This window comes from Paraburkholderia sp. FW306-02-B, from assembly GCF_058782725.1.
The window spans coordinates 81,753-97,759 of record NZ_JBYSXZ010000004.1 but is presented as its reverse complement, the minus strand read 5'-3'; the positions used below and the strand labels follow the sequence as shown (position 1 = coordinate 97,759).

13 protein-coding genes are annotated in these 16,007 nt (G+C 61.2%); 5 read left to right on the top strand and 8 right to left on the bottom strand.

Features of this window, described 5'->3' with window-relative positions; all coding sequences use genetic code 11:
- Positions 1-20 precede the first annotated feature (20 nt).
- From AC3WOG_RS37220 to AC3WOG_RS37200, 5 genes are all read right to left on the bottom strand, one after another.
- Positions 21-2,591, bottom strand: a complete 2,571-nt coding sequence (locus AC3WOG_RS37220) for a VirB4 family type IV secretion system protein (protein WP_201108908.1) — start codon at positions 2,589-2,591, stop codon at positions 21-23.
- Positions 2,591-3,028, bottom strand: coding sequence for a VirB3 family type IV secretion system protein (locus AC3WOG_RS37215; protein WP_424780641.1), 438 nt, complete (start codon positions 3,026-3,028; stop codon positions 2,591-2,593). The genes AC3WOG_RS37220 and AC3WOG_RS37215 overlap by 1 nt, the downstream gene beginning before the upstream one ends.
- Before the next feature lie 7 nt (positions 3,029-3,035).
- Entirely contained in the window at positions 3,036-3,401 is a 366-nt protein-coding gene (locus AC3WOG_RS37210) for a hypothetical protein (RefSeq protein WP_492582835.1), read from the bottom strand.
- A gap of 50 nt (positions 3,402-3,451) precedes the next feature.
- The gene (locus AC3WOG_RS37205; RefSeq protein ID WP_492582834.1) at positions 3,452-4,111 is read right to left on the bottom strand and encodes a lytic transglycosylase domain-containing protein; all 660 of its coding nucleotides are present in this window, start codon (positions 4,109-4,111) and stop codon (positions 3,452-3,454) included.
- Between the two features lie 145 nt (positions 4,112-4,256).
- Positions 4,257-4,505: a DNA-binding protein gene (locus AC3WOG_RS37200; RefSeq protein WP_172171358.1), complete on the bottom strand. Its 249-nt coding sequence runs from the start codon at positions 4,503-4,505 to the stop codon at positions 4,257-4,259.
- Positions 4,506-4,551: 46 nt separating this feature from the next.
- On the opposite strand from AC3WOG_RS37200, the gene AC3WOG_RS37195 reads away from it, so the two are divergent.
- On the top strand, positions 4,552-4,992 hold the full coding sequence (locus AC3WOG_RS37195; RefSeq protein ID WP_492582833.1) for a helix-turn-helix domain-containing protein: 441 nt from the start codon (positions 4,552-4,554) through the stop codon (positions 4,990-4,992).
- A gap of 166 nt (positions 4,993-5,158) precedes the next feature.
- Here AC3WOG_RS37195 and AC3WOG_RS37190 read toward each other — a convergent pair whose 3' ends face one another.
- From AC3WOG_RS37190 to AC3WOG_RS37180, 3 genes are all read right to left on the bottom strand, one after another.
- A complete protein-coding gene (locus AC3WOG_RS37190) occupies positions 5,159-6,181 on the bottom strand; it encodes a helix-turn-helix transcriptional regulator (RefSeq protein WP_492582832.1) in 1,023 nt (340 codons plus the stop codon).
- A gap of 12 nt (positions 6,182-6,193) precedes the next feature.
- On the bottom strand, positions 6,194-8,167 hold the full coding sequence (locus tag AC3WOG_RS37185) for a diguanylate cyclase domain-containing protein (protein WP_492582831.1): 1,974 nt from the start codon (positions 8,165-8,167) through the stop codon (positions 6,194-6,196).
- Positions 8,168-8,579: 412 nt separating this feature from the next.
- Positions 8,580-9,272: a hypothetical protein gene (locus tag AC3WOG_RS37180; protein ID WP_492582830.1), complete on the bottom strand. Its 693-nt coding sequence runs from the start codon at positions 9,270-9,272 to the stop codon at positions 8,580-8,582.
- A 363-nt stretch (positions 9,273-9,635) separates the two neighbouring features.
- Here AC3WOG_RS37180 and imuA point away from each other — a divergent pair, with 363 nt between their 5' ends.
- The 4 genes from imuA to AC3WOG_RS37160 are packed head-to-tail and all read left to right on the top strand — an operon-like array spanning position 9,636 to position 15,898.
- Entirely contained in the window at positions 9,636-10,352 is a 717-nt protein-coding gene (gene imuA / locus AC3WOG_RS37175) for a translesion DNA synthesis-associated protein ImuA (protein WP_492582829.1), read from the top strand.
- A complete protein-coding gene (locus AC3WOG_RS37170; RefSeq protein ID WP_492582828.1) occupies positions 10,273-11,742 on the top strand; it encodes a Y-family DNA polymerase in 1,470 nt (489 codons plus the stop codon). Before imuA ends, AC3WOG_RS37170 begins: the two co-directional genes overlap by 80 nt.
- Before the next feature lie 6 nt (positions 11,743-11,748).
- Positions 11,749-14,892 carry an error-prone DNA polymerase gene (locus tag AC3WOG_RS37165; RefSeq protein WP_492582827.1) on the top strand — a complete coding sequence of 1,048 codons (3,144 nt, stop codon included), beginning with the start codon at positions 11,749-11,751 and terminating at the stop codon, positions 14,890-14,892.
- A gap of 46 nt (positions 14,893-14,938) precedes the next feature.
- The gene (locus AC3WOG_RS37160; RefSeq protein ID WP_492582826.1) at positions 14,939-15,898 is read left to right on the top strand and encodes an SOS response-associated peptidase family protein; all 960 of its coding nucleotides are present in this window, start codon (positions 14,939-14,941) and stop codon (positions 15,896-15,898) included.
- Positions 15,899-16,007: the final 109 nt, after the last annotated feature.

The following is a 16,007-nucleotide window of genomic DNA, read 5'->3' as shown; positions in this document are numbered from 1 at the left end:
CCTCCTTGGGTTGCAGCACATCAGGCAAAAACTTCGTCGTCAACCGGCTGATAAACCGGTGGATAAATCTGCGCAAGCTCGGCGCGCTTGCGCTCGAGGCCGCGCTGCAGTTCCGCGGACCACAGACGCTCATCGGCGCCGTGCTTCGCCGCGAGCCGCGTGCGCATCTTGCGTTCGAATACGCGGTACAGATGGACGGGCAGCCAGACGTCCGGATCGTCGCCAAACTCGGCGCGCACCCCGTCGCAGATCAGTGCGTTCTCGCGATCGCCAGAGAACACCGCAATCGCATCGTCCAGGCCGCTCAGGTCAAAGCTGGCGAAGGCCGACTGGTTGCCCTGCTTGATCAGGAATCGGCGCGACTGTGGCGTGAGTTTTTTGAATTCCTTGAACTCCTTGCGGGTCATGCCATCGCGCAGATAGGCCTCTTCTTCGGCCGCCGGATCGGCCAGCCAGATCTTCGTGGCGACCAGACTGCGCAGCGCGGGAAACAGGTCTGCCGCACGCTGTGCCTGTTCCGGCTGTTGCGTGATCAGTCCCATGAATTCCCCTTCTTTACGCCCGCTCGCCAGCGTTTCCTCGATTTGCTCGCGGATCGTGCGAAAGCGCAGCGGCAGCCAGTACTCTTCGATCACCGTCAGCATCAGGGTGCCTTCCCGACGCATCAGTTTCTTGAGATGGAACAGGTAGGCAAATGCAGGCTCCGACGGCTCATAGTTCTCGACAAGAAACGCCTCAACATCGAACCCGATCCAGCGTTGCTCGCTCATGTTCAATGAGAGATTGGGCGGGTTATCGAACACCCACCAGAACCGGCCGCCCTCCGACTTGCACCAGATCGACAGACGTGCGCGCAGGCCGTCGTCGCCCTCGTCCGGAATGCTGTCGAGTAGCAGGCTGAAGCGGCGCAGCCGAACGTCATCGACCCCCATTACCGCATCGACGGCGTTGCGGCAGTGAATCTTCTCGCCGGCCGTCAGGTCAATCTTGATTGGCTTACCCTGATGGTCGACACCGTTCTTGCGGCCGCACAGTTCGACGAGCCCGTACAGGAATTCGCGATTGTCTGGCGTGTCGGCGAGTTCGAACGGCGCCCACCCGGTCGGCTTGCCTTTCTCCAGATAGACATAGGCGCCACCCATCGCACGAATGAACACTTCCCAGCCCCGCCCCTTGTCCAGCACGTACAGCATCGGATCGAAGCGGGACAGCATGCCGGTCGCCGCCACGATGACCGTAGACTTGCCGCTGCCCGTCGTGCCTTTCGCTTCAAAATGCCCGGCTACCTTCTCCGAAACGTTGATGTCCCCCAGCCGGCTCGCGTGCGAGCTGTAGTTGTACACGCCCGAATCAGAGCGAAACGGGATGACGGCTGACCCGTCACCGATCGGGTTACCTTCCGCCTTGCCTGACGAGTAGTCATGGCAGGTGTACATCGCCGCAAAATTGCGCGAGGACTGCACTTTCGGTCGCGGTTTGACTCGCGCGCCCGGGACTTGTGAGAAGTACGTGAACGGAGCAGACCCCGTCGCGGGCGACCATTCAACTCCACACTCGTTGCGCGAACGGGACGCAAACCTGTCGGCGTTCTCCAACGCCTCTTTCGCTGTTTCGCCGTAGATAACCGCCGCGCCGTGATACTCGCCGAACGACAGTTCACCCGTGTTCACGTAACCCTGTGCGTCGCGCAGTTCCTTGACCTGATGCTTCGCCTTGTCACCGGCCGACTCCAGCTTGTTGATTACCGAATCGATGGTCCGGTTTGACTCGAAGCCCGTCATGCAGTTGAAAGTATGCGTAATCGTGAATTCCATGTTCAACGTGATCAACGGGTCGAGCTGGCCCCAGCCCGGCTTCTCCGGGCAACTGCGAAGGTCGAGGCAGGTTGCAACGCGTCGGTACGCCGGCACGTCGCTCGCCCCGATCTCAAGCGTGTTGTAACCAAAATGCAAATGGCTCGACGGGATGACATCGGTGCCGGGTTCCGCTGCGACCGGCAGATCGCCGGTCTTCCCATTGATGAGATAGCTGACGAGCCCATACAAGGGTGAGAACAGCATCTTCGTGCCGTTCATGTGCTTGCGCTCGTACACTTCAAGCAACTCGGCTTCATACTCGGCGAACTGCAGCAGCGCCTGTTGTGCGAGAGACCCGATTTCTTTCAGCCCGTCGTCGAACTCCTCGTATTTCAGGATTAGCGACAGGTAGTAGCGGTTCTCGAAGAACTTTTCGTCTCCGAAACGTCGCCCGATGTACTCGCGTACGAACCACTGCAGGAAGCGTTGTTTGAACCGGTACACACGATCAAAACTCACGCGCTGTCGCACGAACGTTGCGTGATAGCCAAGGCGGCCACCCAGGTCGCGACCAAGCTTGCTGTACGCTTCCGTATCGCGATCGAACATGCGCTCCATCGCGACGTTCTCGTGTACCTCGAACGGCACGCCGCGCATGGCCAGCGTCACCATGAACCGGTTGCCCTCAAGGTGCTGTACGTGTTTCGTGACCGGATGCCCGTACTTCGGAATCCAGTCTTCCACGGCGCCGATCGCGCCGAGGATTTCGCTGGTGACGGCGGGTCTGCTTTGCATCAGGCCTCCGGATCGAGCTCACGCAGCCGGCGCTCACCCTTGGACAACGGTTTGAAAAAATCGCGATAGACGCGGCGCTGCCGTCCGTATCGCAGCGGCGCGAGCGTAGCGGTATTGCCGAAGCGCGGGGCGGCTCGCCCGGCATTTAACCGCGCGCGGACCCGCAGCTGCCAGAAGTAGAAGCGGCAACGCAATTCCAGCCACATGATCCGCAGGCCCTGGTCGTCGGTTTCGCAGATGTGCTTGAAATACAGCAGCACCGGAAAGCCCAGGAAGATAAACAGCAGACCGCCTGGTCCGACGAAGAAGGAAATCAGCACGCCGACAAACATCGACGCGACGACGACAACCAGCATCGCCATATAGGGAACGCCCCAGATGGCCGCCGTGCGGCCAAGGCCGTTGAATCCGGGATAGCGGGTTTTTTCGTCCGACATGGCGTGCTCAGCTGAACATGTTCCACAGATACGGTGCGAGCACGCCGACCACCGAGCCCACCGCCGCCACCTTGCCGCACATCGTCACAAACTCGCTCCAGTGCGCGCGATCGGCCCAGCACTCCGCCCCTTTCCACATCAGCACGCAGGCCGCGACGACGCCAAGGAACGAATAAAGCCAGATCTTGAAGGTGGTCGCGCCCTGCGTCGCCGAATCGAGCCCCCCACCCGCGAATGCAAGTTCCGGACCGATTGCGATGCCGAGGGCCATCGTCTGGCGCATATGGGTTGCGATTCGCCGCGTTGATATGCGATATGAATAACCTTTCAGTGGTACTAATTTCATGGTCGCGAGCTTCGTATTGCGATTCATGTCTTCTCCTTTCACGTGGTTGAGATCAGGCCGCGTCGTCGCGGCTCAAGTCAGTTGCAGTCGTTGTCACAAGCGGAATCGCCGAATGCATCCCATGACGGGTGCGGCGCGTCCTGCCGTTGTTTTGGGCCACTGCGGCGCGCGGAAGATGTTTTGGCATCGGGCGCTGCTGCGTGTGCTGGTCTGTCGGACTGACTGTTCATCACAGCAGGAATCGCAGGAACGACATTGGTTGAACCTGCCGCCGTCCGAGCGTTGGCAACAACGCGCTGTACGTAGCTTGTACCGCCGGCGTCGGCTGTCTCGCCGCGCGTGAAATCGCCGCTGTAGTAGCAGCTGATAGCTGCACGCAATGCCGGTGCGCCCTGCCCCATTGCTGCGACCGCCCGCTGATAGCAGTCGTGCAGGATGGCGCTGCCCGCGCGCAGGTTTTCGCACGGGTCGAAGGCTGTTTCGTAGGTCAGTCCGTAGCGTGCGAGATTGGTCTTGTTGACCTGTCCAAGCCCCATGCTGAAGTTGATGCCTTGCGCTTCGAGCGCCTTCGCCGTCGCTACGGCCTCTTCACGATCACGCGGCTGGCGAACAAGGCGTCCACCGACGACGCCGATCGCGTACGGATTGAAGCCGGACTCAGTCCTCACGACCGCCTGAAGCGTCGTGGGGTGGACGTTCGGCGCGCATTGCTGGGCTAACGAGATGAAATCAAGCATGACTTCCCCCCTCGCCCACGTTATGTCGCCGGCTGTGCCCGAACGATATAATGGCTTTAGCCATTGTCGACCTCTCAGGTTCCAACATTGGTCAGGTCCGCGCCGATGCTCGCTACATCGACGCTGAGCGCTCCTACACCCTCACCTACCCTTCCCTGGCTGGCAGTACCTCGCAAAGATCTGGCTCGCGCGCCTCCTCACGATTTACAACGCCGTCTTTCAGTCCGAGCAAGACTGCCGCGTTGTGCGCGTGACCGCGCTTGCCCTTTAGCCTTCCCTGCAACACGCCGTTTACGATGTTGCGGGGGATTCCGTGTCTTACGGCCCAGCTCGAAACGGAGACACCACACCGGTCGAACTCTGCGCGTACCTCTTCCAATGTTTTCAGGGGCATAAGTAGGGACCGTATACTGATCGAGAAAAGACACTTCATCATCAGTATGGGGCATTTTATCCCCGTCTTCAACATAATTACCCAATTTATGCCTTATTCTTTTGGAGCACGTTTGATAGAGGAGCGAGACCGTCTCGGCCTTACACAGGGAGACATCTGCGAATCGACAGGCATCAACAGGAAAACGCAATTTGCATACGAAAGGGATCATCGCTATCCCGATGCCGGCTACCTGATGAAGCTGCTCAAACATGGTTTTGATGTCTCGTACATGCTAAGTGGCGAACGCCCTCCTCGTTATGGCACCGTCCATGAAGAGCTGCTCTGCAATGTGTTAGTTGCTGTCGATACCGAACTGTCTCGCGCCGGCCGCTCGATTGATGCTGCGAAGAAGGCCAAACTTGTTGCGCTCCTCTATCAAACCTCCTCCGAGACTGGTCAGGTCGATCCGGTCGTCGCGCAAAAAGCAATCGACCTTCTTTCCTGACTATTTCATTACGGAGTGGTCCGCGCCATCGCACTGGAACGGTAGTGACACTATGGCGCAAGGGCAATGGCGAATTCAAGCCACCGAATTAGTATGCACAAGCAATATGATCAGTGATCCTGATTATTATTCTGCAATAAGGATGTCGTGGATCACGGCAACGGATTCAGTCAAGCAGACCGTGGGCGGCCGCCTTTTCGACGGCATCTGTAATTCTCGTTGCGCCCGTTTTTCTGGTGATCTGCTGGTAGATCGTTTTATAGACCGTATGTTTGGACATTCCCAGTCGATCGGCGACGTGGGATGCGCTGGCGCCATCGCGCAGCATCCGCAGGATTTGTGTCTCCTGTTCGCTGAGCTCGTACTTCGCCAGCGCATTCTGGCGCACCTGCGACACGCGCCAGTCCAGTAGTTCCGACGACATGGCGCGGAACAGCACCCGGTTGTCCCACAGCACGACCTCACCAGCGGGCACCCGGACCGAATTGCTCACATGCAGTAGCCCGACCAGACCATGGCCATGGATATGCGCCGGGACAACGACCCCGCTCGCAAAGCCGTGCATACGCGCCTCTGTCACCAGCCAGTGATCGACGCGATGTACATTCACGTGCGACGTAAGCGCAGGTGCAACATTTGTCCTGGCGTATGTTACGTAGGGATCGTTCATGTACCACAGCCTTGCGATGTACTGTTGCGTCCAGGCAGGTCTGCAACCAACGAGGTAACGTGTCTCCACGGCATCGCCCGTGGCAGGATTCGCACCGTCAAAACGGATCCATTGGTAAGTGAACTGCGTTCCGCCCAGACCCGCAATGATTGTGCGCACCTTGGACAGCAGCGCACCTTCCGTCGCGCACATTGAAAGCTCGCCGATTAATCTTACGGGGTCGCCAGTTTCGACCTGTCTTGGGCGATCACCCTCCGTCGCTGCGACGCACTTCTGCCGGATGCGGTCGTAACTCTCCTGCAGGCGGGTCTCATATGGATCAGCCGTCACAAAGTCCGACAGAACGTCCACGCTATCTATCGCGACAATCTGGCTGAACGACGCGCCGTCACTCCGGATCAACCTTCGTGTCAGGATGCAGTCCTGCGACAGACTCAGCTCCACGCACTCGTTGAAAATGTGATGTTCATCTTCATGCAGTGTCGCGGGTGTAGCCACCTCGATCACTTTCTCCTGCATCGCCGCATACCTCTACACCGATGAACTCGTCGCGGAAAAGGCATCGGTAACGAAACGACCTTGCACTTCAGCGCCGGGAAACTGTGTGAGCCACGTGAACTGCTCCTGACGGTCCACACCATGAACCAGGACGCTCAATTCCATCTCGGTACAGACGCCGACTATCCCTTTAACGAGCGCCCTGGAAACCGGTTCAGAAGGTACGCGATCCACAAGCTCTTCGTCGATGCAAAGGCCATCGATAGGCAGCTTCGACAAATTCGGGAACGCAGAATCGGCCGTGAGCGCGGCAAGAATCTGCACACCGGTAGAGCGTATCGTCTCCAGCTTGTCGAGAACATGTGCTGCGGCCTGATCCAGACGGGTCTGAACGATCAGCCGCAAGGTCGATGGTTCCACCGCGTGCTCACGTAAGCATTCGGATACACAGCCAGTGAGATCGCCGTCAACGAGCTGCGCGTAGGGTACGTTCAGGGTGACGTGCTGAACACCCTGTCCAGCGGTACGCCACTCGCGTAGCTGCCGGCACGCCTCGGTCAGCTGGAACTCGCCGAGCTGGACGCCGAATCCCGACGACTCGACCATTGAGAAAAGCTCGCGCCCTTCCAGTGGAGGCGCACCGTCCCGATTCCACTGCACCGATGCAAGAAGGCCGCGGGCCGTTCCGCCGACGGTGTAGCAGTCTCGATAATCCAGCGCGAATTCCTTCCTGAGAAACCCATACTGCAGCGCCTGATAGAACTCCAGTCCGCGCTCAGCGCGTTCGGACAGTTCGGGCGTATATACATGACACGCGCTGATATCCTTGCCCTTACCAACCGCTTTGGCGGCATACATCGCGAGGTCAGCACGGGTCAGAAGATCGAATGCGCTGTCTCCGTGCCTCACGTGCTCGACCACTCCAATGCTTCCCCGCATCCGATAGCTATTCGCGCGCAGCACATAAGCGAGCTCAAAGTCTTCTACGACACGGTTTGCCAGTTCCTGCGCTGTGAAGCGGGCAAAGTCACCCCTAACGACGATCACGAATTCGTCGCCGCTAACCCGAATGACCTCCTGCTCACCACGGGCGACGCGCTGCAGGCGGTTCGCTACCTGTTTGAGTAGCTGATCACCATCCCTATGTCCAAGGGAGTCGTTGACTCGCTTGAAGTTGTCAAGGTCAATGAAGAGAAGCGCAAGCCGTTCAATGCTTTGCTGAGTCATTGTCAGAGCATTCAGGCGGTCCATCAGGTAATTTCTGTTCCGCAAGCCAGTCAGCGTATCCGTGTTGGCCAGCTCGGCCAGACGATCGCGCGCCCGCCGTTCTTCAGTGATGTCGATGCCTGAACAAATCAAAAACGTGTCATCAGGATGCTCACTTGTTCGGGCGAACTTGTTGCGGAATTGGAATAGCCGCGGACCCCGGATCGTTTTTACCGTCCGTTCAACCTCATACGCCTCGCCGCGCTGGAAAAACCTTTCTATGTTCTGACGGGACTCACTTCCATCCTCGTCGGACATGAACAGGTCCCACGCATTTTTTCCTATTACGTCAGCTTCCTTGAGGCCGGAAAGCTCTTCGGCGAACCGGTTGAACCGTTGAATAGTGCCATCGCGATTCAGAATCACAACAAGCGAATTGACTTCCGACAGGACTGTCTCTGCAAATGACAGCCCGCGCGCCAGATCACCCGCAATGGCTTCGGCATTAATGCTCGGAGAGGCCGTTCCGGCCCACCTGGTCCGATCGACTTTCCGTCCGACCAGGTGCAGGCGAAACCTCTTTTCAAACAGCAGCGCGTCGACAGTCACGCTCGACGTGACGCCAGTAAGTGCCCGGATTTGTGCCGCCTGCTCAGTTGAAAGCGTAACGGCTGCAGCGACCGGTCCGGTAATCGGGCTAAGTTCGAGGGCATTGCTATCATGAGACAGTTGCCAGCGCGGACTTAGCGTTTCAAACGTTGCCCGAAATAAGGTGATCGCTTCGTGGTCGTGAAGGTCCATTCACAAAAGATAAATTGTCTGGACTATCTAGAGGAGCGGTTTTTACGAACTGTTACAGTGCCGCGATGCATGCTGCATTACCGCAGCGTCGGAGAAATGCAATCTGAATATCAATCGACATTAAGGAGCAAAGGAATCCTCTCCCTCAGTCGGTTTCCCGAATCGAGCGTCCTTTCCGCGATTCTCCGCATCCAGCGTGGGTTATTCAAGGCATCAGATACTTGCTGTCTTTCACTACGACAGACCGACGAATACAACACGCAATCAAGGTAACCTGACGGTTTTTCGAGAGGCGTCGTGAACTACCTCGCCAGCTATGATCAGTGCCGTCAGGTCTCTTTGAGGCGACACGACAACGCGTCGTGGACCTGTCTTTGATTTCAAAACGTTGCCCGCGCCAGGTCACCGCGACTCAATCCTGCCTCCCTCCAAGAGGCATTCTTGAATCAAAGCCTGCCGGGAATATGACTGGGTGCGGAATTGAAAACATTCGTTCGAGATATCGAACCGGCTCGGGGTCAAGGGCTTGTTTGGTTGCTTCCCACCCAAGCCGATAGCCACTGCCAATAGTAAAACCGCGAAAAAGCGTGGGTTGATCGGGTATGCGATCAAATCGGCAGAATGGCTTCTCGGACGCTAGCACAATCACGGAGTCCTGGGCGGGCGGTCTAACGCTCCACCAACTGCTGGTCGGCCTTAAGGAATCCGCAATCCTGCTGAGATCTGTGTCCTTGTGCAACCAGTGGATGCCCCACTCCGGGTTTTCCGCGGTGCCGCCGTCCATCTTGAAATAGGGCTTGTAGACCCGCAACGGGGAATCTGTATTGATTTGCGTCGCAATCAAGCATCCTGCCTTGCTTCGAACCACGAGTGCGGGAAGTTCCTGGATGTAAAGAACTGTGCCTTCTTTTCGCAAGGTTTCAGCATAGAGTTCGGCCTCTCGCCGTGACGCGTGCAAGCACTCGTTGTTGTAACGATTTATCCAGGTCGAGTGCCACGCATTGCGCCCCGTGTAAACGTGATACAGACATATGCCTTGTGCGGATGTGGCGTGCGTGCAAGGGAGACCAGGAAATTCCTCCGGCGAGTACATTGTAAGTGCCATTTGTTAGGCATCCTATCTTGAAGTCGCGGGTGTATCGTCTTTGTAAGCGGACGAACCGAACAACGTGGGCGTGTACTTATGGCTGGATTTTGCACGCTCGAGCAACATCCTTCTATGCGGAAGACCACAATGCGTATGGCGCCCACCCCTGAAGTTAAGCCAACGGTTCGCGGCACCAGCTATCACGTCGTCACACCGCTGCAAGCAGCGGCCATAGCCGCCGCGCCAGTTGAGAAAGATGATCTTGCGCCGGCCGGAAACGGCTTGCCAGCAACTGGCCGTGGCCCCCGGACCACCCCTTTTACATTTTTCCGGGATAAGCGCTACACTAGACACTGTATATTTATACAGTATTCTTGCCCCATGAGCGCCCTGCCCCGTCACCCTGAAGAAATTCACCCTGCGCTCTGGCGAGCCTCGCAGCTGGCCGCCGGTTTCGATCGGGTGGTGCCGTGCGGCCACGCCGCGCTAACCGCCGAGCTGCCGGGCGGCGGCTGGCCCGCGGGCGCGCTCACCGAACTGCTCACACCACAGCCGGGCTGCGGTGAACTGCGTCTGCTGCAGCCCGCACTGGCGACCGTCGCGTCCCGCCCCTTGCTGCTGCTGCAGCCGCCGCATCGGCTACAACCCGCCGGACTGGCGTGGCTGGGCGTTCCCGCAGCACAGGCCTGCGTGCTGCGCGCACCACGCACGGCTGATGCGCTGTGGGCCGCCGAGCAGATCCTGCGTGCCGGCACCTGCGGCGCCCTGCTCTTCTGGCAGGCCGAAGTCCGGCAGGAAGCGCTGCGGCGCCTGCATCTGGCCGCGCAGGCCTCGGACACGCTGCTGTTTCTGTTTCGCCCGCTTGCGGCCGCCCAGGCGACGTCGCCGGCGCCGCTGCGGCTTGCGCTGCGAGCCGCCAGGGGCGGTATTGAAGTGACGTTCGTCAAGCGCCGCGGACCGCAGCGCGACGAACCCGTTTTCGTTCCTCTCGTACCTTCACCTGCCCTGTTGAGCCGATATGCAACTCTGGATCGGCGTACATCTGCCGCACCTCGCCCTCGAGTCGTTTCGCCCGCGCTGGTCGACGCCACGCCATGAGGCCGGGTTTGTCGTGCTGGAGAAGGACCGCGTTGTCGCGCTCGACCGCGCGGCGCACTCGGCCGGGATCGTGTCCGGTATGCGCCGCGGTGGCGTGTTGACGCTCGCCCCCGACGCGGTCATCCGGGAACGTGATCTCACCCGTGAAGCGGAGCTTGTTCTTGGCGTGGCGTTCGCCCTGCTGCAGTTCACCCCCCACGTGGTGCTGGCGGAGGAGTCGGTCGTGCTGGCCGACGTCTCGGCGAGCCTGCGCCTCTTCGGTGGCATCCGGCCACTGCGCCGGCGGGCGGGTGAAACGGTGAGCGCGTTCGGTGTGACCGCGACACTTGCCGTTGCGCCGACGGGACAGGCCGCGTGGCTCTTCGCCCGGTCATCGGCTGGCATCGCGCTCACGTTGCGCTCCGTCGACCGTATGCTGCGTCGCGTGCCGTTACCTGCCCTGCCGCCTGCGCGCCCCTACGCCGAATGGTTCGACGGACTGGGATGCGAAACGGTCGACGACGTCCGGCGACTACCGCGCGCAGGGCTCAAGAAGCGCTGCGGCGCGGCCCTGCTCGATGCGCTCGATCGCGCAACGGGCGCGGCGCCGGAAGTGTACGAATGGCTGGAGTTGCCTCCCGCCTTCAGCGCACGGCTCGAGCTGCCCGACCGGATCGAGCATGCGGAAGCCGTGCTGTTCGCGGCGCGGCGGCTGATCCTGCAGATGACCGGCTGGCTGTCGGCGCGACAGCTGGCGATCGCGCGGTTTGTACTTGAGCTCGAGCATGAACGCGGCCGCGCGGCGGTACCGCCGACGGCAATCGAAATCGCGCTTGGCGAACCGACGTCACGCGAGGAACACCTCGTGCGCCTGCTGAAAGAACGGCTGGGCCGCGTCGAACTGGCCGCGCCGGTCGTCGCCGTTCGCCTCGATGCAAAGGACGTCCGCGAAGCGGACACGCCGAGCGAATCGCTGTTCCCGGAGCCCGGCGGCTCGCCGCAGGATCACGCGCGCCTGATGGAGCTGCTCGTCGCCCGGCTCGGCGCGCAGAACGTGCTCAAGGCGGCTCCGGTTGCCGACCACCGCCCGGAAGTCGCCGCACGCTGGCTTCCCATCGGCGAGACCGCCAGGCCCATGTTGCCGCCGCCAGATCTTCCGCGACCCACGTGGCTGCTCGACAACCCGCTGCAGCTCATCATGCGCGGCCACCGCCCGTTCTACGGCACGCCGCTGCGCATGGTCTCGCCGGGAGAACGGATCGAGGTCGGCTGGCAGGATGGGCACCCGGTGACGCGAGATTATTTTGTCGCGGAGTCCGAAGACGCGCTGCACTACTGGGTCTTCCGGGAGCGCGTAAGCGCCGTCGAGGAACGCGAGCCGCGCTGGTTCCTGCACGGCCTGTTCGGGTGATCGCCCATGGCGCCGACCTACGGCGCACTGCCCGACTATGCGGAGCTTCAGTGCGCGTCCAACTTCTCCTTTCTGCACGGCGCATCGCACGCCGAGGATCTCGCCGCTCGCGCCGCACAGCTCGGCTATGCCGCGCTGGCCGTCACGGACGAATGCTCACTTGCCGGCGTCGTGCGCGCGCACGTCGAGGCGAAGAAGGCCGGGCTGCCTTTCATCGTCGGGTCGCACTTCCACCTGACCAACGCCGACGGTTCGCCGGCCCTGTCATTCACCGCACTGGCGATGACGCGCGAAGGCTATGGCAACCTCTCCGAGCTGATCACGCTCGGCCGCATGCGCGCGCACAAGGGCAGTTACCGGCTCGCGCCGCTGGATCTCGCGCACCCGGAAAAGCCCTTTGGACACCTGCGGGGACTGCCCGGGTGCGTCGCGATCCTGTCACCGGACTACCCCGCCGATGAAGACAGACTGGATACGCAGGTCGAGTGGTTCGCTCAGACCTTCGGCGATCGCGCATGGGTCGCACTGACATTGCACGCGCGTGCAATGGACGATATTCACCGCGGCGCCGTCGAACACGTCGCGGCGCGTCACGGCGTTCCCGTCGTCGCGACCGGCGCGCCCGTCATGCATGTGCGTTCGCGCAAGCCGCTGCAGGACGTGCTGACGGCGATCCGGATCGGAAAGCCCGTCGGGGAATGCGGCTATGATCTCGCGCCCAACGCCGAGCAGCACCTGCGATCGCGTCTGCGGCTCGCCAACCTGTATTCGCAACGCACGCTCGAGGAGACGCTGCGAATCACTCGCCTGTGCACGTTTTCACTCGACGAGCTGCGCTACGAGTATCCCGACGAGCTCGTGCCGGTGGGCCATACGCCGACAAGCTACCTGAGACAGGAAACCTACATCGGCGCGCATCGCCGCTGGCCGGAAGGCGTCCCCCATCAGGTGCAACTGCAGATCGAACACGAGCTGGCGCTGATCGGGGATCTGCGTTACGAGCCGTACTTTCTTACCGTCTACGACATTGTCCGGTTCGCGCGCAGCGAAGGCATCCTGTGCCAGGGGCGCGGCTCGGCGGCCAACTCGGCCGTGTGCTTTGCTCTTGGCGTGACCGAGGTGGATCCCGCGCGCTCGTCGATGCTGTTCGAGCGGTTCATCTCGAAAGAGCGAGGTGAGCCGCCTGACATCGACGTCGATTTCGAGCATCAGCGCCGCGAGGAAGTCGTGCAGTACATCTATCGCAAGTACGGGCGCGATCGCGCGGCGCTGACAGCCGCCGTGACGACATACCGCCCGCGCAGCGCGCTGCGCGAATCGGGCAAGGCGCTCGGCGTGGATCCGGCGATCGTCGATCGCGTCGCGAAGGCCCATCAGTGGTTCGATTCGAGCGGCGATCTGCTCAACCGCTTCGCCGAGGCGGGCCTCGATGCCGGGTCTCCGCTGATCGTGCAGTGGGCGAATTTCGCGGCGCTGCTGGTGGGCTTTCCACGGCATCTGTCACAGCACAGCGGCGGCTTCGTGATCAGCCGCGGCAAGCTGTCGAGGCTGGTGCCGATCGAGAACGCTGCGATGGCCGACCGCTCGATCATCCAGTGGGACAAGGACGATATCGAGGCACTTGGCCTGCTGAAGATCGACGTGCTCGCACTCGGAATGCTGTCGGCCATACGCCGCGCGCTCGACGTCATCTCGGAAAAACGTGGCGAGCCGTTCGAGCTGCAGGACATTCCTGCCGAAGATCCCGACACCTACGCGATGATCTGTCGCGCCGATACCGTTGGCGTATTCCAGATCGAGTCGCGCGCGCAGATGAGCATGCTGCCCCGCCTGCAGCCGCGCTGCTTTTACGATCTGGTGATCGAGGTGGCGATCGTGCGTCCGGGCCCGGTACAGGGCGGCATGGTGCATCCCTACCTGCGCCGGCGGCAGGGACTGGAGCCCGTCACCTATCCGAGTCCGCAGATGGAGCAGGCGCTCTCGCGCACGCTCGGCGTGCCGATCTTCCAGGAGCAGGTAATGCAGGTCGCGATGCTCGCGGCCGGATTCACCGCCGGCGAGGCCGACCAGTTGCGTCGCGCGATGGCCGCGTGGCGCCGCAAGGGCGGACTCGAAGCCTACTACGACCGCATCGTGAACGGGATGCTTGAGCGCGGCTACGACCGCGAATTCGCCGAGGCCATCTTTGCGCAGATCCAGGGCTTCGGCGAGTACGGCTTTCCGGAGAGTCACGCGGCCAGCTTCGCGCTGCTGGTTTATGCGAGTGCATGGCTGAAGTACCATGAACCGGTCGCGTTTCTCGTCGCCATGCTCAACAGCCAGCCAATGGGGTTCTATTCACCCTCACAGCTCGTGCAGGATGCGAAGCGACACGGCGTGAAGGTACTGCCGGTCGACGTGACGCTGAGCAACTGGGATTCGGCGGTTGAAGGCAAATCAACGCGCTCGCCGGTGCGCCTCGGCATGTCGCTGGTACGCGGGCTGAAGGAGGAAGCCGCCGCGCGCATCGAGCTCGCGCGGGCTGTTCGGCCCTTTGCCGATGTCTCCGATCTGGCACGACGTGCGCAACTTGATCGCAAGGACCTGCAGGCGCTCGCTGCGGCCGACGCGTTACGCTCGCTCGCCGGCGACCGGCGGGCGGCACTCTGGCATGCCGTCGCTGCGGTACCGGACCGGGATCTGCTGCGCGGCGCGACTGATGACGACGCGACGCCGGTCCTCGCGCCAATGACCGAAGGGCAGCAGATCGTCAGCGATTACCGGGCGCTCGGCCTGACGCTCGGCAGGCACCCGCTGGAACTGCTGCGCCCTCGCCTGCTCGCCCAGCGATTGCTGCCGGCGTCGACGCTGGCCGGATTCCGGAACGGACAGCTCGCGCGTGCCTGCGGCATCGTGACGGTCCGGCAGCGGCCCGGCACGGCCAAGGGTGTGATGTTCGTCACGCTGGAGGATGAGACCGGGCAGGTCAACGTCATCATCTGGCCGTCCCTGCTCGAAAAGCAGCGACGCGAAGCGCTCGGCTCGTCACTACTTGCTGTGTACGGCGTCTGGCAGCGTGGGGGTGAAGTGCGCCACCTCGTCGCGCACCGGCTGGTCGACGTGTCCCCACTGCTCGGCTCTCTCGTCACGTCGACGCGAAACTTCCATTAGGAACCGGCGTACCATATTCGCGCACCTTCCTTCAAGGAGAGCGACCATGTGCTATTCAGCCCAGATCCAGGCGGACTACCGCAAGTACGTCAGGATGTTTGGCGCACACATGAGCATCCGGGAATTCGCGCAGCTGTACTGGGAACGCGCCGAGGGCAGCAACATCAAGATTCCGAAGGCGATGGACGCCGCGTTCTCGGTTCCCGCGACGGACGACGAACGCTGGATCAGGGAAGCGATCGACCGGTTCAACGGCGAGCAGGCAACCAGGCTGGAGCAGGAACTGTTCAAGCAGCGCGCGCGGCTCGCCGACGCGGAACGCGCCCTGCAAAGCAAGACGACGAAGGCGGCCTCCGAAAGCAAACGGATCGCAACCAGCAAGATCGAGTCGGCGCTGCGCGGGCTCGACGATCTCCGGCGCACCGACCTGAAGGACCGCGATTCGCGAATTTTCCCCGGCAACTATGCTCCGGTGATGGTCATGGAAGACGGCAAGCGCGTCATCAAGCCGATGCGATATCAGTGTCGCCCGGCTGGCAAGCCTGCGTTCTATGACAGGAAATATCCCGGAACCTACAACGCCAGGCGTGACAACCTTGAAGGCTTCTGGAAGGGCGTTTTTGGGTATTCGCACGGACTTATCGTCGCGAATGCGTTCTATGAAAACGTGAAACGACATCGCCTTGAAGGGCGAGAGCTTGCTGAAGGCGAACTGGAAGAAAACGTGGTCCTGGAGTTCAAGCCCCAGCCCGCTCTGGACATGCTCGTTGCCTGCCTCTGGTCGCACTGGCAAAGCCCTGGCGAGCCTGATCTGCTCTCCTTCGCGGCCATCACTGATGAGCCGCCCCCTGAAGTTGCCGCCGCCGGCCACGATCGCTGCATCATTCCAATCAAGCCGGAGCGTATCGACGCGTGGCTCAATCCCGATCCACGCAATCTTGCGGCACAGTACGCGATTCTCGATGATCGGGAGCGACCGTACTACGAGCATCGAATGGCGGCCTGAGCATCGCGAGTCGTGACCGACATCGGGCCAAGCCTCGGTGCACATAAGCAGGTCGGACCGTCGCCCACTAACGAAAGTCTCCGTGCCAATTGCAGAAATTGGCACGTGT